The sequence below is a fragment of the Mesorhizobium sp. ESP6-5 genome (assembly GCF_020164695.1).
GTDB classification, from domain to species: Bacteria; Pseudomonadota; Alphaproteobacteria; order Rhizobiales; family Rhizobiaceae; genus Mesorhizobium; species Mesorhizobium australicum.
Map to the genome: position 1 here is coordinate 154,367 of NZ_JAIUGR010000010.1, position 19,262 is coordinate 173,628.

Sequence of the window (19,262 nt, forward strand, 5' to 3'; positions counted from 1 at the left end):
GCCAATGGCTATGCCAAGCAAACCCAAGAGCGCTGTAAGCGGTGAAGGCACCGCGTTCCAGTTCAAGATCGACGCCTATAGCCCTGCAACCATGCCAATGGCACGGCTAGCTCAGTACATGGCTGAATTGGCTCTGTTGCTGGGCGAACAGAACGCCGTTCACTTCAACGGCGTGACCAAGGGAAGCACCGTCCTGAATGCGAAAATTGACCGTGAGGCGGCTCCAAAGGTCCGTGATCGCGTGGCATCCGTGCGCGCCGGTAAGGCACCAGGTGAACCGATGCGCGCCTTCAATACGCTGAACAGATTTCTCCGGGATGACAATGCAATCGGTGTTTTGCGGGATACTGCTCCTCGCGGTATCGTAGTGCGCTTCCCCGGAAGGGAGAGCATAGAGGAGAAGTTTGCTTCCATTCGGCAACAGGGGTCCGTCGATGGCATCGTGACCGGTATACGGGGGAAAGACGATACAATTCACATAACGATTCAATCCGAAGGGCAGCAAATCAGCGGTTGCGAGACCAATAGAACAATCGCGAAACAGCTTGGAGCCAAGCTTTTTGAGCCTGTGCGATTGTTCGGGCGCGGTCGCTGGAGCCGCGATTCTGTAGGTGTTTGGAGCCTCCAATATTTCAAAATCGAAAGTTTTGAAGCATTGCAGGATACGTCTTTGACCGATGCTCTCACCGCACTCAGAGAGATTCCGACAGAGTGGGGTGACGACGCGTACAGTGACCTTGGAAAGCTGCGCCACGGACCCGGAGGCCAGCGGAATGGTGGTCATTGACGCCACCATGTTGTTGCTGATGCTCCGTCCCGGAACACCAGTTCCGAGCGGTCCGAACGGAGTCCCGATTGATCATCCCAAAGAGCGGATTGAGTATCTGATACAGGTTCTAGACAAGGCAAGGACCAAGATCATTATACCTACGCCAGCACTAGGCGAGGCATTGGTGAGAGCTGGTGCGGCGGCCACCCAGCAAATCATCGAATATTTGCAGCGATATTCGGTTTTCAGTCTTGAGCCATTCGACACGCGAGCCGCTATCGAGGTCGCCGCGATGTCTCGTGAAGCGCTCGGAAATGGCAAGAAAAAGGGGAATTCAGACGCCACATGGGCGAAGGTAAAATATGATCGTCAAATAGTTGCTATCGCCAAAGTCAATGGTGCAACCACGATCTATTCGGACGATGGCGATATCGCAACCTTGGGAAAGCGCGCCAAGATTGAAGTGGTCGGTTTGGCGGAATTGCCGCTCCCGCCTCAAAAGGCGCAGTTGGATATGCTTGAACAAGCTGAGTTCATGAAGGCCGCAGGTGAGAAAATGACGGAAACCAAACGCCGCCTGAGCAAGGATGACCCTGAGCAGTCAAAGCTGTTCATCGACAAGGCGCGGGAGATCGAAGCGGACGAAGAAAATTCGGTTGCGGACGAACTCATGAAACGAATGGCAAAGACGCCGCCAGAGCCGCGCGTTAAGAAGGCTGCAAAGGCCCAAAGGCGCTCTTCAAACTGAGGTGGTTCGATGCGTTGCTTATTCCCGCTTGTAGTTTGCGCGATGCTCGGGAGTGCCGCCACGGCGGCTCCTGTCGATGATGTGACGGCACAAGTACTAAGGTGCTTGAAGATGCCGTCTGATGCCCCAGCCAATTATCGTTTCGTGCTTCGCCTTCAGATCATTGACGGACTAATCAAAATGGCGGCCGCCAATTTTCCTGAGAATCGAGCGCCATCAGCATGGGAAATGGCGGCCATGAAAGCGATTGCGGATGCATCTACCGACTGCGAGCCGTATGGCAAGCTGACATCCATCTTCGACATTCCAGTGGACGAAAAAATCGTCAAGCAGGCTGCCGCCAAATAGCCGTCGTACTTGTCAAGTATACAATTCCCCTAGCGAGGCCCCTCAGGCCGCTTGCGCCAAACATTTCGCGCAGGTCCCGCGAAATTCGATCACCGCCTTCTTGACGGCGAAGCCGGTCGAGTTGACCCATTCGGTCAGCCGGTGATCGACGTCATGATCGGACATTTCGGTCACCTGCCCGCAAGTATCGCATATGGCGAAGGCGGTCATCGAGTGGCTATGGTCGTGTGGCTCGGCGCACGCGACGAAGGAATTGATGCTTTCCAGCCGGTGCACGAAGCCTGATTTCACCAGCGTGTCGAGCGCGCGATAGACCTGCAATGGGGCGCGAAAACCGCGCTCGCGAAGCTGATCGAGCAAGGTGTAGGCGCTGAGCGGCCCGCTGGCGATCTCGAGTTTCTCGAGCACGCACAACTGGTTTTTCGTCAGCACATCCCTTGCCGCCATGGTCCTGTTCCACTTGTCTTGCGCTGTTGGCGGGCTGTCCGCGCGTGCAAACGGCCCGATCCCATTCAGATAGCGACGAACCGCCGTCTTTGCTACTCTTCAGTTGTTGTCCCGGGCCGATCGATGACGCGCGGGCATATTGGCAGAATCTCGACGAGGGTAGCCAAGGGTGTGTCAGGCACCATTGGCCTGCCGACCCACGCGGCGATCAACGCCGCCTCAGGGAGGCCGGCCACGCCCTGACTGGACTTCATCCGCGAAGGCCGGCGCGAGCAATTCCGCCAGCCTTTATTAGCCGGCTTCAGCTATTTCCTCGGCGGGCCTTTGCGTTCGGCGGAAGCAGCCCACAGGTTGATATCGGACTCGCGCGCGTATGTATCGATTTCGGCCAGTTCGGCGTCGCTGAAGTCGAGCACCTTCAGCGCCCCGACGCAATCCTCGACCTGCTCGGGCCGGCTGGCGCCGATCAGCGCCGAAGTAACCCGGCCCCTGCGCAGCACCCAGGCCAAGGCCATCTGGGCCAGCGTCTGGCCGCGCTTGCCGGCGATCGCGTTGAGCGCCTTGATGTTGGCAATGGTGCGGTCGTTGATGAAAGCTGTCTTGAGCGACTTGCCTTGGGAGGCCCGGCTGCCATCGGGAATGCCGCCGAGATATTTGTCGGTCAGCATGCCTTGCGCCAGCGGCGAGAACACGATGGAGCCGACGCCGAGCCCCTCGAGCGTGTCGAGCAGTCCGTCCTCCTCGACCCAGCGGTTCAGCATCGAATAGCTCGGCTGATGGATGACGCAGGGCGTACCGAGTTGCCTCAATACGTCGGCGGCCTCGCGGGTGCGCTGCGAATTGTAGGACGAGATGCCGGCGTAGAGCGCCTTGCCCGAACGCACCGCCTGGTCGAGCGCGCCCATGGTTTCTTCGAGCGGCGTATCGGGATCGAAGCGGTGCGAGTAGAAGATGTCGACATAATCGAGGCCCATTCGCTTCAGGCTCTGGTCGAGGCTCGCCAGCATGTATTTGCGCCCGCCCCATTCGCCGTAGGGGCCGGCCCACATTTCGTAGCCGGCCTTGGTCGAGATGATCAGTTCGTCGCGATAGGCGGCAAAATCAGTACGCAGTATCTCGCCGAAAGCCGTCTCGGCCGAGCCGGGCGGCGGCCCATAATTGTTGGCGAGGTCGAAATGGGTGATGCCAAGATCGAAGGCCTTTCGCACGATCGCCTGCTTGGTCCGATGCGGCGTGTCGTCGCCGAAATTGTGCCACAGCCCGAGCGAGATCGCCGGCAGCTTGAGGCCGGACCGACCGCAGCGGTTGTAGATCATTTTCTCGTAGCGGTTTTCAGCGGCGATATAGGGCATGGGGAAATCCTCGAATTTGAACGGACAGGGCACCGTCATCGCAGAGGCGATGAGCATGCCCGTACCCCATCCTTTACCCCCTCCCCGGAGGAACGGGGAGAGGGGTAAGGCAAAATTATCGATAATCCATGCGACTACGTCTTCTTGGCCAGCAGCTCCTTGGCCTGCTTGACGCCAAGCGCGGCCGGACGCTCGCAAGTGGTCTGCATGGCGACGAACTTGCCGGTTTCGCCGGAGCGCAGGAGGCCGGTCATGACATCGACGGCATGCAGCGCGAGTTCCATCGAGCAGCGGTGCGGCCGCCCTTCGGCGATCGCCAGCGCCATGTCGGCCAGGCCCGCCGTGCGGTAATTGGCCATCATGCCTTGGCCATGCATCTCATTGGGAACGCCAAGCGGATGCTTCCATTTCGGCAGCTTCTTGACCGGCTTGCCTTCTTCGGTGAAGCGCACGTCGCCGCCGAAGAAGTTCGGATCCGGCACGAACACCGTCCCGCCCTCGCCATAGAGTTCCATCGGCGCGTGGCCGTGAGCCCACACATCCCAGCTGGTGTTCAGCGTCACCACGGCGCCGTTCTCGAATTCCAGCAGGCCATGGATGGTGGTCGGCGTGTTGACCGGGATTTTTTCGCCCGCGCGCGGCTTTGAGCTGATGGTCCGTTCCTTGGCGGGGGTCGTCGCGAAGGCCGCTACCTGCTTCACCGGCCCGATCAGCTGGATCAGATTGGTGATGTAGTACGGTCCGATGTCGAGCACTGGTCCCGCCCCGGGCTGGAAGAAGAAGTCGGGATTGGGGTGCCAATGCTCCATACCGTGGCCCATGACGTGGCAGGTGCCGCTGGTGATCTTGCCAAGCCTCCCCTCGTCGATCAGTTCGCGCACCAGCTGGTGCGCGCCGCCGAGGAACGTGTCCGGCGCCGAGCCGATGCGCAGCCCCCTCTTCTGCGCCCGCGCCTTGAGGTCCTGACCCTCCTTGAGCGACAGCACGAACGGCTTTTCGGAATAGACATGCTTGCCGGCATCGAGCACCTGCTTCGAGACTTCGTAATGCACGGCCGGAATGGTCAGGTTGACGATGATGTCAATATCGTCGGCCTTGAGCAGATCCTCGACGGTCTCGGCGCGCAGCTTGAATTCCTTCGCCCGCGCCCTGGCCGCGTCCATGTTGATGTCGGCGCAGGCGCGCATCTCGATGCCGCGAAACAACGGCGCCAGCGAAAAATACGCCTTCGAGATGTTGCCGCAGCCGATGACGCCAACACCCAATTTCCCAGTACCCAGCTTCTTTGCCATGGTGGTTGTTCCTAGTAGCTCTTGACGGTTGCGATCGAGCGGCGGGCGAAGCGCTCGATGTCGTTGGGATTGTCCTGTTCCATGACAAAGTATTTCGCCGCGCTCTTGGCCCGCAGCACCTTGATCAGGCCGGCCCAATCGATCGTGCCGTGGCCGACATCCGACCAGCCATCCTCATCCAGCCCCTCGCCCGCCTTCGCCATGTCCTTGACATGGACGGCGACGATGCGCTGGCCCTGCTTTTCGATCCAGGGCAGCGGGTCGGAGCCGCCGCGCACTACCCAGGCGACGTCCATTTCCCAGCCTATATTGGGCGCGGACGACAGGATATGGTCCTGCGGCACCGAGCCGTCGGCGAGTGTCTTGAACTCGAAATCATGGTTGTGCCAGGCGAAGCCATAGCCGGCCTTCGACGCGACCTCGCCGACCTTGGCCAGGCGCTCGCCAAAGGCGCGCCAGCCGGCGGCGTCGGATGGCCTGTCCTCGGCCATCAGATAGGGACAGATCAAAAGCTTGACGCCGAGCGTTTCGGCGATCCGGCGCACACCGTCGAAATCATTCTCCAGCGCATCGATGGAAAAATGCCCGGTCGGCATGGCAAGGCCGTTCTTGTCGAGCTCGGCGCGGAAGGCCTTGGGATCGTCATAGACGCCGCCGAACCCTTCGACCTCGGCGTAGCCGAGCTCGCCGAGCATTTCGAGCACATCGGTCCAAGGCAAGAAATTGCGGGCGCTGTAAAGTTGGAATGACCAGTTCATCATCTCTGTCCGTTCTGCTTGGGATTGTCCTTGGGAGGATGGTTTTCTTGGGAGCTACATGCGGTTGCCGGATGGGGTTTCGAACAGCGAGGCGCGGGCAGGATCAAAGCCGATCCGGATCGGATCGCCATTGCGCAGCGTTTTTTCCGCCTCGACACGGAAGGAGAAAATGCGGCCGCCGAGCTTCGTCCACACCAGCGTATCGGAGCCCATCGGCTCGACGATCTCGACGGCGGCATCGGTGGCAAAGGGCATGGAATTCGCGGCCTCGCCAAAGGCAACGTGCTCGGGGCGAATCCCGAACACGCAAGGCCCGCTCTTGTTGTCGGTGCCGTCGAAGCCATAACGATCGAGCGGTATGGCCAAATCCCCGGTCTTGAACACCGCCGTCGTGCCAGCCTCCAACTGACCCTCGACGAAATTCATCGCGGGTGAACCGAGGAAGCCGGCGACAAACCGGTTGACCGGGCGGTTGTAGATGGTCTGCGGCGCGTCGAGCTGCTGGATGACGCCGCCCTTCATCACCGCGATGCGATCGGCCAGCGTCATCGCCTCGATCTGGTCGTGGGTGACATAGATCATCGTGTTCTGCAGCTTGCGGTGCAGAAGCTTGATCTCGACGCGCAGCTCCGAACGCAGCTTGGCATCGAGATTGGACAGCGGTTCGTCGAACAGGAAAACGTCGACATCGCGCACCAGCGCCCTCCCGATTGCCACGCGCTGGCGCTGGCCGCCGGACAGTGCCGCCGGCTTGCGCTGCAGCAACGGCTCGATCTGCAGGATCTCGGCGGCGCGCGCGATGCGCCTGGCGATCTCGTCCTTGGCGATGCCGGCGACACGCAGCCCGAAGGACAGGTTCTTCTCCACCGTCATTTGCGGATAGAGCGCATAGGACTGGAAGACCATGCCGATGCCGCGGTCCTTGGGCTCTTCCCAGGTGACGTTCTTGCCCTTGATGAAGATGCGGCCTTTCGAAATGTCGAGCAGGCCGGCGATGCAGTTGAGCAAGGTCGACTTGCCGCAGCCGGAGGGCCCGAGCAGCACGATGAACTCGCCTTCGGCGACATCGAGATTGAGCGTCTGCAGCACCGAGACCGCGCCGAAGTTCAGCGACAGATCCTGGATCGAAACGCTGGTGCCATTCGCCGCCATCGCCATCACCCTTTCACCGCGCCGGCGGCGATGCCGCGCACGAACAATTTGCCGGAAATGAAATAGACGATCAGCGGCACCAACCCGGTCAGGATGGTGGCAGCCATGTTGACGTTGTATTCCTTCACGCCTTGCACCGAATTGACGATGTTGTTGAGCTGCACCGTCATCGGATAGGTGTCGGGACGGGTGTAGACGACGCCGAACAGGAAGTCGTTCCAGATGCCGGTCACCTGCAGGATGACGGCGACGACGAAGATCGGCAGTGACATCGGCAGCATGATGCGCAGGTAGATGCCCCAGAAGCCGGCGCCATCGACGCGCGCCGCCCGGAACAGTTCCTCCGGCATGGATGTGAAATAATTGCGGAACAGAAGCGTCAGGATCGGCATGCCGAAAATGGAATGCACGATCACCAGGCCGGTAAGGCTGCCATAGAGGCCGATCTCGCGCAGGATGATGACGATGGGATAGATCATCACCTGATAGGGAATGAAGGCGCCGACGATCAGGATGACGAAGAAGGTGTCGGCGCCCTTGAAGCGCCCGTTGGCCAGCGCGTAGCCGTTCACCGAGGCGATTGCGATCGACAGGATCACCGAGGGAACGGTGATGCGCACCGAATTCCAGAACCCGCGCGAGAGCCCGTCGCAATTGAGGCCGGTGCAGGCCTGCGACCACGCCTTGACCCAGGGCTCGAAGGTGATCTCGAGCGGCGGCGAGAAAATGTTGCCGAGGCGGATCTCCGGCATGCCCTTCAGCGAGGTGACGACCATCACATAGAGCGGCAGAAGATAGTAGAGCGCCACCACGATGAGCGTGCCGTACAGGAAAATGTTCCGGCGCGAGAACACGTGCCGCGGCTTTGGTCCGCTCGGGCCGGAGGCGCCAGCCCGGAGGTTTGACGACGTGGCGGACAAGGAGACGGCATGATCAGACACGCTTGCGGCCTCCGAATTCGAGATAGGCCCACGGCACGATGACGATCATCACCGACAGCAGCATCATGGTCGAGGCGGCAAAGCCCTGGCCGAGATTCTGGGCGAAGAACATGTAGTCGTAGACGTATTTGGCCGGCACTTCGGAGGCGATGCCCGGCCCGCCGCTGGTCTGCGCGACGACGAGGTCATAGACCTTGACGATGCCCGACGCGATGATCACCAGCGTGGTGATGAACACCGGCCGCATCATCGGGATGATGATGAACAGATAAGTCTTCCACATGGGAATCCCGTCCACCCGTGCGGCCTTCCAGATGTCCTCGTCGATGCCGCGCAGGCCCGCCAGCATCAGGCACATGATCAGCCCCGTGCCTTGCCAAAGCGCCGCGATCGATATGCCGTAGATGACGATGCTGGAATTGTAGAGCGGATTGAAGTCGAAGCTGGTCCAGCCGAGGCTTCGTACCACGCCCTGGACGCCGAAATCCGGATTGAGCAGCCATTGCCAGACAAGGCCGGTGACGATGAAGGAGAGCGCGAAGGGATAGAGGAAGATGGTGCGGAACGTGTCCTCGAAACGGATCTTCTGGTCGAGCAGGGCCGCCAGCAGAAAACCGATCACCAGCGAGAACACCAGTGAGATCACACCGTAGATCAAGAGGTTCTCGATCGAAATCAGCCAGCGCGGCGTCGCCCACAGCCGGTAATACTGGTCGAGCCCGACGAAATTCAGCCGCGGCAGCAGCTTCGAATTGGTGAAGGAATAGAGCACCGTCCACGCGGTGCCGCCGACAAAGACCACCATTGCGGTGAGGATCATCGGGATCGAAGCGACCTTCGCGTTGAGATTGCGGAAGAGTTGGCTCGGGCGTTCGCTCTTGCTCATCGGTACAGCCGTGCTGGATCGGATAAGGGCGGAAAGTCAGCACGCCTTGGCTCCCGGCCCTGTCTGGCAAGGTCGGGAGCGGACGGCTCGTCGGTCGTCAATCAGCCGAAGCGATGATGTCGGCGAAGCGCTTCTGCGCCTCTTCGAGGCTCATGTCGGGCTTGGCGAAGAACTCCGAGAACAGATCCTCCTTCTGCTTCTGGCTGTCCTGCGAGAGCAGCTGGTCCGTCCACGGGATGACCGCGCCCTTGGCCAGGATAGCGAGGCCTTTCTTCATGCAGTCATTGGCCGCGTTGAGATCGACGTCGCCGCGCACCGGCAGCGAGCCTTTCTTGAGGTTGAACGCAACCTGGGTCTTGGGATCGAGCAGCGTCTCGGCCAGCACCTCCTGCGCCTTGGCCTTTTCGGCGTCCTTGAGCAGCGGGAAATAGAAGGCGTCGCCGCCCGTTGCGATGACCTCGTTCAGGCCGAGGCCGGGAAGGCAGGTGTAATCCTTGCCGGCGGTCTTGCCGGCGACCTGGAACTCGCCCTGCGCCCAGTCACCCATGATCTGGCCGCCGGCCTTGCCGGTGATGACCATGTTGGTGGCCTGGTTCCAGTCCTGCACATTCGTGTTCTTGGCCATCTTGCGCGCATCGTCGGCCGCCTTGAACACCTTGGCGACTTCAGGACCGGCTGCGAACTTGGCGTCCTTGTCCTTGTAGACCTTGAGGAAGGTGTCGGTTCCGCCGACCGCGGCAAGCAGCACGTCGAAGGCGCCCGATGCCTGCCAGGCCTGCCCACCGACCGCGAGCGGCACGATGCCTGCCTTCTCCAGCGCCGGAGCGGCGGCCACATACTCGTTCCAGTTCTTCGGCACCGGCACGCCGGCCTTCTCGAACGCCGCGTTCGACAGCCACAGCCACTGCCAGGAATGGATGTTGACCGGCACGCAATAGATCTTGCCGTCGATGGTGCAAGAATCGAGCAGGCTCTTGGGCCGTACCACTTCCGTCCACTTGCCCCTGGTGGCGACATCGGTGAGGTCGCGCATAAGGCCAGCCTGAACCAGCTCTTCCGCTTGCCTGCCATGATTGAACTGCGTGGCCCCCATCGGATCGCCGCCGGTGATGCGGCTGATCATGATCGGCCGCGCCGTGCCGCCGGATCCGGCGATGGCGCCGTCGACCCAGTGATTGCCGGTGGCGTCGAATGCCTTGGCGAGTTCGGCGACCGCCGCCGCCTCGCCGCCGGAGGTCCACCAATGGGTGACTTCCAGATCGGTCGCGGCCGCCGGCCCGGCAAAGTTGAAAGCAACCGTCGCGGCAAAGGCAGCGGTCAGGAATTTGTATCGCATTTCGGCTTCCTCCCAGAAATCTGAAACGTTACAGATTTTCGATACGGCAATTGAAGACCATACGCAACCCCTTCCGGCAGAATGTCACTTTGACATTTTTCGAGCTGCGAACAAAATCATCTCGCTGCCGCGGCATTGTGCGACGCAATATGCAAACTGCACCGCTCTCTAGGTAAGAACAGCAAGAAACTTGCCAAGAGCGCGCTTCCCTCTGAATCCCAACGCTTTTTCGCCCCGCGGTTGACGGCGTCTTTTTTGCGTCCGCCCGCGCCCGTTTACACTGATCGTGACAAGCTGTAACGTTTCAGTATACTACTTCCACTGCAGGTGACGCGCCACGGGGAGCGGCCGCAACATTGCCGGGCTGCCCGGCGGCTGCTATGCGCCTGATGGGCGGGACGGATGAACAGACAGCGCACGGCCAAGGATGACGAGGCGACGGCACAGGAGCGGCCGACGCTGAAGACGCTTGCCTTCATGACCGGGCTCGGCGTCACCACCGTCTCGCGGGCCTTGAAGGACGCGCCCGAGATCGGCGCCGAGACCAGGCGCCGAGTCCAGCTCGTGGCCAAGCAGATCGGCTATCGGCCGAACCGCGCCGGCGTGCGCCTCAGGACCGGCAAGACCAATGTCATCAGCCTCGTGCTCAACACTGAGCACGAACTCATGAGCTTTGTCTCCGACATCATCTATGGCGTCACGGAAGTCATCGCCGACACGCCCTACCACCTGATCGTCACGCCCTATTCGCGCTCGCAGGATCCGCTGGATCCGGTGCGCTATCTCGTGGAGACCGGCTCCGCCGACGGCGTCATCATTTCACGCACGCAGCCGAACGACCCCCGCGCCCGCTACATGCTGGAGCGCGGCATTCCCTTCGCGACCCACGGCCGCACCGATATGGGGCTCGTGCATCCCTATCATGATTTCGACAATTACGCCTTCGCGGCCGAGGCGGTGCGCCATCTCGCCGGCCTAGGCCGCCGCCGGCTCGCTTTGGTGACGCCGCCGGTGGGTTTGAGCTACTACCGCCACACGGTCGACGGCTTTGCCGATGCGCTGAGCGAAGTCGGCGCCAGCGAGGTGCCGTTCAACACCGTTTCGATCGACCATTCGATCGAACAGATCAGGACGAGGACCGCGCAGCTGATGCGGCGCGACATCAGGCCGGACGGCATCGTCAGCAGCGCCGCCGCCGCGACCCTCGCCATCGTCGCCGGCATCGAGGACGCCGGCCTCAAGCTCGGCCGCGACGTCGACGTGGTGTCGAAGCAGTCGTCGGAACTGCTGCATCTGTTCAGGCATGAATTGCTGGTCGTGAACGAAGACTTCCGCCTGGCCGGGTCCGAACTCGCCCGCTCGGTGCTCGGCTGGATCGGCGGCGCCGCGCCCGGCTCGCTGCAGAGCCTGAGCGAACCGAAGGGCGTCGTGGCCTATCGGCGCTCTGACTGAGCGTCTGCCCGGATCTGATCGGGCAAGTCCACATGCATCCCGTCAAACCAGGAACCGTTCTGGTCGGTAGCCCCGCGGTTCACATGAAGTCCGAAGCCGGTTGCTCCCGGATCGGCTAGTTCGGCACGAAGCCGCATGCTCGGGATCAGATAATCGCCACCATTCTGCCGCCGATAGGGAATGGGCGCCGTGGTCGCCAGTGTCCGCATCCGTTCGCGCAGGCGTTCGGCGACAAGCTCGAAGCCAGCTGCATCGAGACGGTCCGCACTGTACATCACGAACGGCGGAAGCACGTCGTAGCCCGGATAATAGAGGATTCCGTGATTGATCGGGAACAGCAGGTCGTCGATCGGTCCGTTGACGCCGCGCGGGGAGTAATGATCCTCCCAGCCGCCGGCTGTCACAATCAGCATCGCTCGCTTGCCCGCGAGTGTGCCCTCGCCGTACCGGTCACCCCATCGCTTGTCGCTATGTTCGCCGACGCCGTAGGCGAAGCCGTAGGCGAAGACCCGATCGACCCAGCCTTTCAAAATCGCCGGCATGGTGAACCACCACAGCGGAAACTGCAGGATCAGCGCATCGGCCCAAAGCAGCTTCTCGATCTCGGTCTTGACGTCTGCGGTCAGAGCATTGGACTCGTATGCTTGTTTGGAGGCCCCCACCGGCACCAGCCGCGCGTCTGGCGAAAGCTCGGGGAAGTCAGCGCGGTCGACCTCCGATTTCCAACCGTCCGCATAGAGGTCGGACACCCGAACCTCGTGGCCTTGAGCCTTGAGTTCCTTGACGGCGACGTCACGCAGCGTGCCGTTGAGCGACCGTGGCTCGGGATGGGCAAAGACAAGTAGGACTTTCATGATCCGTCGATCCTCTGTTGGAAACATTGACCCTGAGATAGCCAACAGCCGCATCATCCGCTACATGTCGAGAATGCATAATATTCTGCCAATTAATGGATAAATCAGCTGTCACGCTCGAGCGCATGCGCACCTTCGTGCGCGTTGCTGAACGAGGCAGTCTGTCGGCGGTCGCGCGTGAACTCAGGATCGGCCAGTCGACAGTCACGCGCCATTTGAGGGAACTGGAGGAGGCCGTCGGCGTCGCCCTGCTCAGCAGGACCACCCGGCGTGTCACGATGACCGATGAGGGCAGCCGCTATTATGCAGACAGCGTGCAGATCCTGCGCCTTGTCGAACAGGCGGGCGACGAGGTTCGCGGCACGCGCGCGGCGCCCGCGGGCACGATCCGGCTCTCCTGCACCGCCGCCATTGGGGTGCTGCATGTCAGCCGGCTTATCTTCGCGTTTCAGGACCGCTATCGCGACATCGGCGTCGATCTCAGCCTCACCGACGAACGCATCGACCTCGTCATGGAAGGCGTCGACATCGCGCTTCGTCTCGGCCCGCTCACCGACAGTTCCATGAAATTGCGAGCGCTCGGCCAATCCCGGCGACTGCTCGTGGGGGCGCCCGACTATCTCGCTGAACGCGGCAGGCCTGAAGGTCCCGGGGACCTGGCCGATCACGAAGGTATCCGGATGTCAAACGTTGCCGGCAGCGACACCCTTGTGCTGCAAGGACCAGACGGCAACCGCCATACAGTGCCGTTTGCAGGGCGCCTCCGGGTCGACCACGGGCTTGCCGCACGCGAAGCCCTGCTCGCCGGGCGCGGCATTGCGCCCGCCCACCAATGGCTTGTCGGCGATCTCCTGGCGTCCGGCCGGCTTGAAGCGATTCTGCCGGACTATGCGCTGCCTTCGGTTCCGCTCAGCATGCTGATCGTCCCCGAACGGGCGGGCATCGCCCGGGTCCGGCTGCTGGTCGATTTTCTTGCCCAACAGGTCGGCGGCATCCCCGGAATCGAGAAGCCACATGTGGAGCGGTGAGTATTCCGGCACGGCAGCCAAGCTAAGCCGGATGTCTTCATAGCGTGATCTAGCCAGCCGCGCCGCTGCCCCACGGTCCGTGGAACGCGCCCTGCTCGCCGATGCGCTCGAAACCATGCGCCCCGAAGAAGTCGCGCTGCGCCTGGATCAGGTTCGAGGTGCCGCGGCCCTGGCGGTAGCTGTCGAAATAGGCAAGAGCCGAAGACAGTGCAGGCACCGGCGCGCCGGCTTCGGAAGCCCTCGCCACGACGCGCCGCAGCGACGGATGCGCCTCCTGCATCAGGCTGATGAAGGCAGGTGCCATCAACAGGTTGGTGGAAGCGCCACCACTGAAAGCCTCGGCCATCGTGTCGAGCATCTGCGAGCGGATGATGCAGCCGGCGCGCCAGATCTTGGCGATGGTCGGCATCGGCAGGTTCCAGTTGAACTCCTTCGAAGCGCCGCTCATCACCGCGAAGCCCTGCGCGTAGGCGGCGATCTTGCCGGCGAACAGCGCCAGTTCGAGGTCTTTCAGCAGCGCGTCCTTGTCGCCGGAAATCCTGGTCACGCCGATATTGCTATAGGCCTTTTCCGCCGCCTGCCGCTCGTCCTTGATCGACGACAGCACGCGCGCCGCCACCGCCGCTTCGATCGCGGTTGCCGGAATGCCGAGCTGCTGCGCCTCGATGACGGACCATTTGCCGGTGCCCTTCTGGCCGGCGCGGTCGAGGATGATGTCGACCACCGGCTTGCCGGTCTTCGGATCGTCGGCGGCGAGCACCTTGGCGGTGATCTCGATCAGGTAGGAATTGAGCCGGCCCTTGTTCCAGTTGGAAAATACCGTGGCGATCTCCTTCGGCCCCATGCCCAGGCCGTCACGCAGGATGCCGTAGATTTCGGCGATCATCTGCATGTCGGCATATTCGATGCCGTTATGGATGGTCTTGACGAAATGCCCGGCGCCGTCGGTGCCGAGCCATGCGGCGCAAGGTTCCTCCTTGAACTTGGCGGAGATCGCGGTCAGCACCTTCTCGACGCGCTTCCAGGAGTCTTCCGTGCCGCCGACCATGATCGAGGGTCCGTGGCGCGCGCCCTCCTCGCCGCCGGAGACACCCATGCCGATGAAGGTCAAACCCGAGCCAGAGAGCTCGGAGAAGCGCCGCATCGTATCGCGGAAATTGGCATTGCCGGCATCGATGACGATATCGTTGTCGGACAGCACGCCACGCAACGCTTCGATCTGCTCGTCGACCGGCTTGCCGGCCAGCACCATGATGATGATCGGACGCGGCGGCCGGATCGCGGCGGCAAGTTCCTCCAGGCTGTAGCAGGGGACGACCATGTCCCTGAGCGCGCCGGAATTCTCGACGAAAGCGTCGGTGCGTGCCCTTGTGCGGTTGAAGACGGCGATGCGGTGCCCGTGCTCGGCGATGTTCAGCGCCAGGTTGGAGCCCATAGTGCCAAGGCCGATCAGCCCGATTTCGGCTTTTTCCATCGTTTCTTCCCTGCTTTCGGATCTGGTGTTTTCGAGCTTGCGCTCATTGTTGCTTGAATGATTGACGGCCCTTCAGGCCCGCGTCAACCGCCTCGCCCAATTGTGTGGCTGGGACGTTACGGTCTGATGTCGACCGGCGCCTCGATCTTCACCATCTCGAAGTCCGAGACCAGGATGTCTATGCGCACCATCCAGCGGCCGGGTACCGGGATGATGAGGTTGTCGACACGCCAGCTGCCGTCGCCGGGCCTGGTCGCCGCGCGCTTCAGCGGTTCGATGCCGGAATCGGGCTTCGACAGCACCAGCGTCACCTCCTTGGCGTCGAGCGGTCCGAAATCGCCGGTCATGATGATCATCGAGGCGACCACCGGCCCCGCATGGCCTGGCGTGATGCTGAGATCGGCCATCGCCTGCAGCGCGTGGATGTGGACCGAAACCGGCTGCGCCGCCGCGATCGCCAGTGCTCGTGGCGGCGGCGTGAAGCGCCAGCCCGCGGCGACCCCGAAGATCGCCAGCACGATCAGCACTTCGACGCCGACCGAGCGGGTGAGCCTGCGTTGCACCTCGGTCGCTCCCGCCTCGGCCGAAGCAGTGAGCTTCCAGCGATTGACGGCAGCGAGCGTGAACAGGAAGACCAGCAACGCGAGCTTGACCAGCAGCAGCCGGCCATAGGCTGTGTCGGCCAGCGCCGAGGGTATCTGCACCTGGATCACGGCCAACACGATGCCTGCCGCGGCAAGCAAGGCCACCACAGGCAGGATTGCCCATGAGAAGTGGTGCAGGAATTCGACGGCGCCCGCCGCTTGACGCTTCAGCGCGAGACCGAGCGGCACCAAGGCGCCGGCCCAGAAAGCGATGCCGACGCCATGCACGAAGACCAGCGGCCGTGTCAGCCATTGCGGCTCGGCCGCACTGGCATGGCCGCTGGCGGCGAGTGCGACGCCGACGCCAGCCAGTCCGGCAAGGGCAAGCGGCCTGGCGGCCGCGCGCGGTCCGGCCAGCGACAGCAGGCCAAGTCCCAAGGCGACCAGGGCGATCAGCACCGTCCAGCCGAAGCTGGTGCCGAGCCCGGTGCGCCAGATCACCGGCTGCGCCAGATGGGAGAGCGGCGCCCCCAGCGCATCGAGACCCTGAAAGCCCAGCGACAAGGGTGCCGCCACCAGCCCGCACAAGATCGCGGCCGCGACAAAGCGCTGGCCGGCACGGCCAGCCCTGGCCAGCCAGGCAAAGGCGAACGCGCCGCCAATGCCGAGGAAAAGGCCTATGTAGAGAAAAACCTTGCCGATCCAGATCGCCGACCGCAGTGGCCAGTCAATCGCCTCGGAGACGGCCGGCGGCTCGCTTGGCGCGCCGATGGAAAACAGCAGCGAGCCGCCGACCGGATGGCCGTCGGCGGAAATGACACGCCAGCTCAGCACATGCGTGCCGGATTTGAGCGCCCGCGGATTGTCGATCTCGACCGTCTGGTCGCCGAGACGGAAGTCGGTCAGCGGAACCGGGGTGCCGTCGGGCATCACCAACGTCAGCACCAACGGCGAGACCGGCTCGCTGAAGGTCAGCGAGAACCGCGCTGGCGCCTGCGCCAGCACCGCACCGTCGGCCGGATCGGTCTTGATCAGCGCCGCATGGGCAAGGGCCTGGCTTGTCGAGGCCATGACGATGAGCGCCATGGCCGCGGCGAGCAGCCCGCCGGCAATCCAGCCGACGAGCTTGCTGTTCGTATCGACTATCCAGGAAGGTATTGCGATCATGCCATGCCATGGGGATGCGGCGCTCCGACAGGCAGAGCGCCAGGGAGAAAAGCTATTTCTTCGGCGTGAGCTTGATGCCGGGCGCCGGGTTCTCCAGCGCGTCCTCATCCTGTCCGGCCGCCGGAATCTCGATCCAGCGGGCGGCGGCATCGCCGCATTCCTGCACCACCGGGAAGTACAGCTTCTGGCCGGCGGGCAGGTCGGCCGTCAGCGTCGCCCGGAAGATGAACTCATCGTAGAATTCATCCGGCAGATTGCCGCCGCTCCAGTCGACTTCCTTGACCCCATCGGCAACCGCCTGACCATAGAGCTGGTAGGATTTCTCGTACTTGCCCTTCTTGGTCTGCAGCGTCCAGCCCGACTTGGGCATCGGCTTCACCGCGATCACCCCTTCCGGGATCTGCACGCGCACCGCCGTCGTGGCCTTGCCGTCGCAACCGTGCGGCACGCGCAGCACAGCCTTGTAGGTCGAGCCGACTGCCGCCTCCTGGGTCTCGAGCGTGATGTGCGCGAAGGCGGCATTTGTCCCCAGCACGAGAAACGCGCCGGCCGCCAAAAGATATTTGTTCATGATGGTCCCTCAGATTCAAAATTGGTGATTGGCGCGATCAATTGGCGTGGTCGTCCATGCCGCCCATTTCGCCCATCCCTTCAACGGCGAACTCGACATTGACCGTGCCGGCCTTCTCGAAGGTCAGCGTGGCGGCGAATTTTTCACCCTGCTTGGGTTGCCGCTTCAGGCCGATGAACATCAGGTGGTAGCCACCGGGCGCCAGCGCGACCTTGCCGCCTGCCGGGACTTCCAGGCCACCATCCACTGGCCGCATGGTCATGACGCCGTCCTTGACGCCCATTTGATGCAGCTCGGCCTTTTCCGAGACGTCGGAGGAAATCGACAGCAGCCGGTCCGGTGTACTGCCCTTGTTGACGATGGTGAAATAGCCGCCGGCCACCTTGGCGCCGGCTGGCGTGGCGCGCGACCAGGGGTGTTCGATTTCGAGATCGCCGACCTTGAATTCATGCGCCAGGACGGCCTGGGCGCCCAGGAAGACAAGCGCGAGGGCCAACGCGGCAATGCCGAAATCGGCTTTGAAGCGGGACAGGGTGCGGCCGAACACAGTGCCCGCCGATATACGGAAAGAATGGGACATGGTTGCTCCACGACATGATGATCGCGCCGTCGCCGGTCGCGAATGCTTGATCTTGGATGAGTACGCTCGCGAAAGGTTCCGCAAGCAAGCAGGCTCAAGCCGCCAGTGGCGGCGCGCGCGGGTTCGATGGGGAGCGTTCGCGGGCGAAGTCGAGATGCGTGGTCGCCGGGAAGACGAAGGCGACGGTCTCGAAGGAAAGGGACGCAAGTGCAAGCCTGGCATCGGCCGGCGGCGCATAGGCCGGCGAAAACATGCTGCAGCCGAGTGTGCAGCAGGCCGGCGGATGGGACGGGTGCTGGTCGCCGCCGGGAAGCTGTGTGGCGCCATCGTGGGTACAGATGACGTTGCCGAAGGCATCGAGCTGCGCGGTATCAGGCCCGATGCTGAAGGCGAACGCACCAAGTGTCGACTGGAGCAACAGCAGACAGGCCGCGACAAGCGCGACCGGCATGCTCCAGCGTCTCTCCCGGCGGTTCACCATTTGCCTCTTCAAATCGATGACTATCCCTACCACGGCAGCCAGAGGTCGAAAATCGTCAATTCCATGCTGCGGCAACACGGCAGGATCAGTTCTTTTGGGATGGCCGGCTTTCCGGGATGGAGGTCAGCAATGTCTGGCGGGCCGACTTCAGGTGCTTGCGGCAGGCGGCATCGACCTTGCCGAGATCGCGCGACTTGAGCGCCTCGATATAGGCAAGATGCTCGCCGATCGCGACTTCGTTGCGCTCGCGTTCCTGTGCCTTGTTCCACTGGTAGTGGTAGTGGAAGATCATGGCGATGACGTCGTAGAAATCGACGATGAAGCGGTTGCGTGAGGCGCGATGAATGAGCCGGTGCAAGCGCTCGTCCAGCTCCGAGAACTCATTGAAACGCGTCGCGATCTCGCGTGCCAGAACGCGGTGTTCCCCTTCCAGCCGATCGAGATCGCCCCATACCGGACTGTCCTGCGGCAGCGCCGTGAAGGCGGCGGCCGAGCGCAATTCGAACATTTCGCGGATCTCGGTCAGTTCCAGCGCGAAGGCCCGCGTGAAGCCTTTCAGCACCCAATGGCTGTTGCGGCGTTTTTCGATCAGGCCGAAGCGGGAGAAGCGGATCAGGAACTCGCGTACGCTGGTGGTGCCGACGCCGATCTCGCGCGCCAGTTCGAGCTCGTTGATCTGCATGCCGGCCTCGGCGCCGCCGGCCAGCAGCCTGCGCATGAACGACCGTTCGATGATCTCGGCCAGCGTGTCGGTCTCTTCCTCGGGAAAGAAATCATCCGCACGTGGATCGCGCAGCACCGTCTTGGCGCGCTTGTTCCAGGCGATCAACCCGGTTTCTTCCATGCGCGCCAGGATGCTGCGCACGGTCGTGCGGCTGACTCCCAGCAAGGCGCCAAGTTCCGGTTCCGAGGGCAGGCTGCGCGTCTCATCGAGCAGCCTCAGACAACGGTTATAGGCGTCCTTGTAGACGTTGTTGCTCTTCGACATCCCCTGACCCGTTGCACGCCAGCGCTTGCGGCGGCCGGCTTGAAGCGCAATATG

20 protein-coding genes are annotated in these 19,262 nt (G+C 62.4%); 5 read left to right on the plus strand and 15 right to left on the minus strand.

The window, feature by feature from the left end; translation table 11 throughout:
* Positions 1 to 4: 4 nt before the first annotated feature.
* The 3 genes from LB524_RS18180 (at position 5) to LB524_RS18190 (ending at position 1,865) form a co-directional block, all read left to right on the plus strand.
* Positions 5 to 787: a hypothetical protein gene (locus LB524_RS18180; protein WP_224528946.1), complete on the plus strand. Its 783-nt coding sequence runs from the start codon at positions 5 to 7 to the stop codon at positions 785 to 787.
* Positions 774 to 1,517: a type II toxin-antitoxin system VapC family toxin gene (locus tag LB524_RS18185; RefSeq protein WP_224528949.1), complete on the plus strand. Its 744-nt coding sequence runs from the start codon at positions 774 to 776 to the stop codon at positions 1,515 to 1,517. The genes LB524_RS18180 and LB524_RS18185 overlap by 14 nt, the downstream gene beginning before the upstream one ends.
* Positions 1,518 to 1,628: 111 nt before the next feature.
* Positions 1,629 to 1,865, plus strand: a complete 237-nt coding sequence (locus LB524_RS18190; protein ID WP_224528952.1) for a hypothetical protein — start codon at positions 1,629 to 1,631, stop codon at positions 1,863 to 1,865.
* 42 nt (positions 1,866 to 1,907) lie between these two features.
* On the opposite strand, the gene LB524_RS18195 is transcribed toward LB524_RS18190, so the two are convergent.
* The 8 genes from LB524_RS18195 to LB524_RS18230 all read right to left on the minus strand — a co-directional run bounded on the left by LB524_RS18195 (position 1,908) and on the right by LB524_RS18230 (position 10,029).
* Positions 1,908 to 2,312: a Fur family transcriptional regulator gene (locus LB524_RS18195; RefSeq protein ID WP_224528954.1), complete on the minus strand. Its 405-nt coding sequence runs from the start codon at positions 2,310 to 2,312 to the stop codon at positions 1,908 to 1,910.
* Positions 2,313 to 2,617: 305 nt separating this feature from the next.
* Positions 2,618 to 3,664, minus strand: coding sequence for an L-glyceraldehyde 3-phosphate reductase (mgrA, locus tag LB524_RS18200; RefSeq protein ID WP_224529130.1), 1,047 nt, complete (start codon positions 3,662 to 3,664; stop codon positions 2,618 to 2,620).
* Between the two features lie 134 nt (positions 3,665 to 3,798).
* Complete coding sequence (locus tag LB524_RS18205; protein ID WP_140823905.1) at positions 3,799 to 4,956, minus strand: Gfo/Idh/MocA family protein; 1,158 nt, start codon at positions 4,954 to 4,956, stop codon at positions 3,799 to 3,801.
* 11 nt (positions 4,957 to 4,967) lie between these two features.
* On the minus strand, positions 4,968 to 5,714 hold the full coding sequence (locus LB524_RS18210) for a sugar phosphate isomerase/epimerase family protein (RefSeq protein WP_140787865.1): 747 nt from the start codon (positions 5,712 to 5,714) through the stop codon (positions 4,968 to 4,970).
* A 54-nt stretch (positions 5,715 to 5,768) separates the two neighbouring features.
* Positions 5,769 to 6,872, minus strand: a complete 1,104-nt coding sequence (locus tag LB524_RS18215) for an ABC transporter ATP-binding protein (protein ID WP_411909923.1) — start codon at positions 6,870 to 6,872, stop codon at positions 5,769 to 5,771.
* The gene (locus LB524_RS18220) at positions 6,872 to 7,807 is read right to left on the minus strand and encodes a carbohydrate ABC transporter permease (protein ID WP_224528957.1); all 936 of its coding nucleotides are present in this window, start codon (positions 7,805 to 7,807) and stop codon (positions 6,872 to 6,874) included. Before LB524_RS18220 ends, LB524_RS18215 begins: the two co-directional genes overlap by 1 nt.
* Positions 7,800 to 8,693, minus strand: a complete 894-nt coding sequence (locus LB524_RS18225; RefSeq protein ID WP_015315676.1) for a carbohydrate ABC transporter permease — start codon at positions 8,691 to 8,693, stop codon at positions 7,800 to 7,802. Before LB524_RS18225 ends, LB524_RS18220 begins: the two co-directional genes overlap by 8 nt.
* Before the next feature lie 97 nt (positions 8,694 to 8,790).
* Positions 8,791 to 10,029, minus strand: coding sequence for an ABC transporter substrate-binding protein (locus LB524_RS18230; RefSeq protein ID WP_224528960.1), 1,239 nt, complete (start codon positions 10,027 to 10,029; stop codon positions 8,791 to 8,793).
* 402 nt (positions 10,030 to 10,431) lie between these two features.
* Here LB524_RS18230 and LB524_RS18235 point away from each other — a divergent pair, with 402 nt between their 5' ends.
* Positions 10,432 to 11,481 carry a LacI family transcriptional regulator gene (locus tag LB524_RS18235; protein ID WP_140823907.1) on the plus strand — a complete coding sequence of 350 codons (1,050 nt, stop codon included), beginning with the start codon at positions 10,432 to 10,434 and terminating at the stop codon, positions 11,479 to 11,481.
* On the opposite strand, the gene LB524_RS18240 is transcribed toward LB524_RS18235, so the two are convergent.
* Positions 11,463 to 12,335 carry an NAD(P)H-dependent oxidoreductase gene (locus tag LB524_RS18240; protein ID WP_140618915.1) on the minus strand — a complete coding sequence of 291 codons (873 nt, stop codon included), beginning with the start codon at positions 12,333 to 12,335 and terminating at the stop codon, positions 11,463 to 11,465. The two genes, LB524_RS18235 and LB524_RS18240, sit on opposite strands and share 19 nt — an antisense overlap.
* Positions 12,336 to 12,430: 95 nt before the next feature.
* Between LB524_RS18240 and LB524_RS18245 the strand changes: the two genes are divergently transcribed.
* Entirely contained in the window at positions 12,431 to 13,363 is a 933-nt protein-coding gene (locus LB524_RS18245; RefSeq protein WP_224528962.1) for a LysR family transcriptional regulator, read from the plus strand.
* 49 nt (positions 13,364 to 13,412) lie between these two features.
* On the opposite strand, the gene gndA is transcribed toward LB524_RS18245, so the two are convergent.
* From gndA to LB524_RS18275, 6 genes are all read right to left on the minus strand, one after another.
* Positions 13,413 to 14,837 (minus strand): NADP-dependent phosphogluconate dehydrogenase, encoded by a 1,425-nt coding sequence (gene gndA, locus LB524_RS18250; protein ID WP_224528964.1) that lies wholly within the window; start codon positions 14,835 to 14,837, stop codon positions 13,413 to 13,415.
* 116 nt (positions 14,838 to 14,953) lie between these two features.
* Positions 14,954 to 16,588: a copper resistance CopC/CopD family protein gene (locus LB524_RS18255; protein WP_224528966.1), complete on the minus strand. Its 1,635-nt coding sequence runs from the start codon at positions 16,586 to 16,588 to the stop codon at positions 14,954 to 14,956.
* Positions 16,589 to 16,640: 52 nt separating this feature from the next.
* A complete protein-coding gene (locus tag LB524_RS18260) occupies positions 16,641 to 17,159 on the minus strand; it encodes a YcnI family protein (protein ID WP_140721101.1) in 519 nt (172 codons plus the stop codon).
* A 37-nt stretch (positions 17,160 to 17,196) separates the two neighbouring features.
* Positions 17,197 to 17,739, minus strand: coding sequence for a copper chaperone PCu(A)C (locus LB524_RS18265; RefSeq protein ID WP_140721098.1), 543 nt, complete (start codon positions 17,737 to 17,739; stop codon positions 17,197 to 17,199).
* Positions 17,740 to 17,833: 94 nt separating this feature from the next.
* Positions 17,834 to 18,190, minus strand: coding sequence for a DUF2946 family protein (locus tag LB524_RS18270; protein WP_140721095.1), 357 nt, complete (start codon positions 18,188 to 18,190; stop codon positions 17,834 to 17,836).
* A 115-nt stretch (positions 18,191 to 18,305) separates the two neighbouring features.
* Entirely contained in the window at positions 18,306 to 19,208 is a 903-nt protein-coding gene (locus LB524_RS18275; RefSeq protein ID WP_140618928.1) for a GntR family transcriptional regulator, read from the minus strand.
* Between the last annotated feature and the right edge of the window lie 54 nt (positions 19,209 to 19,262).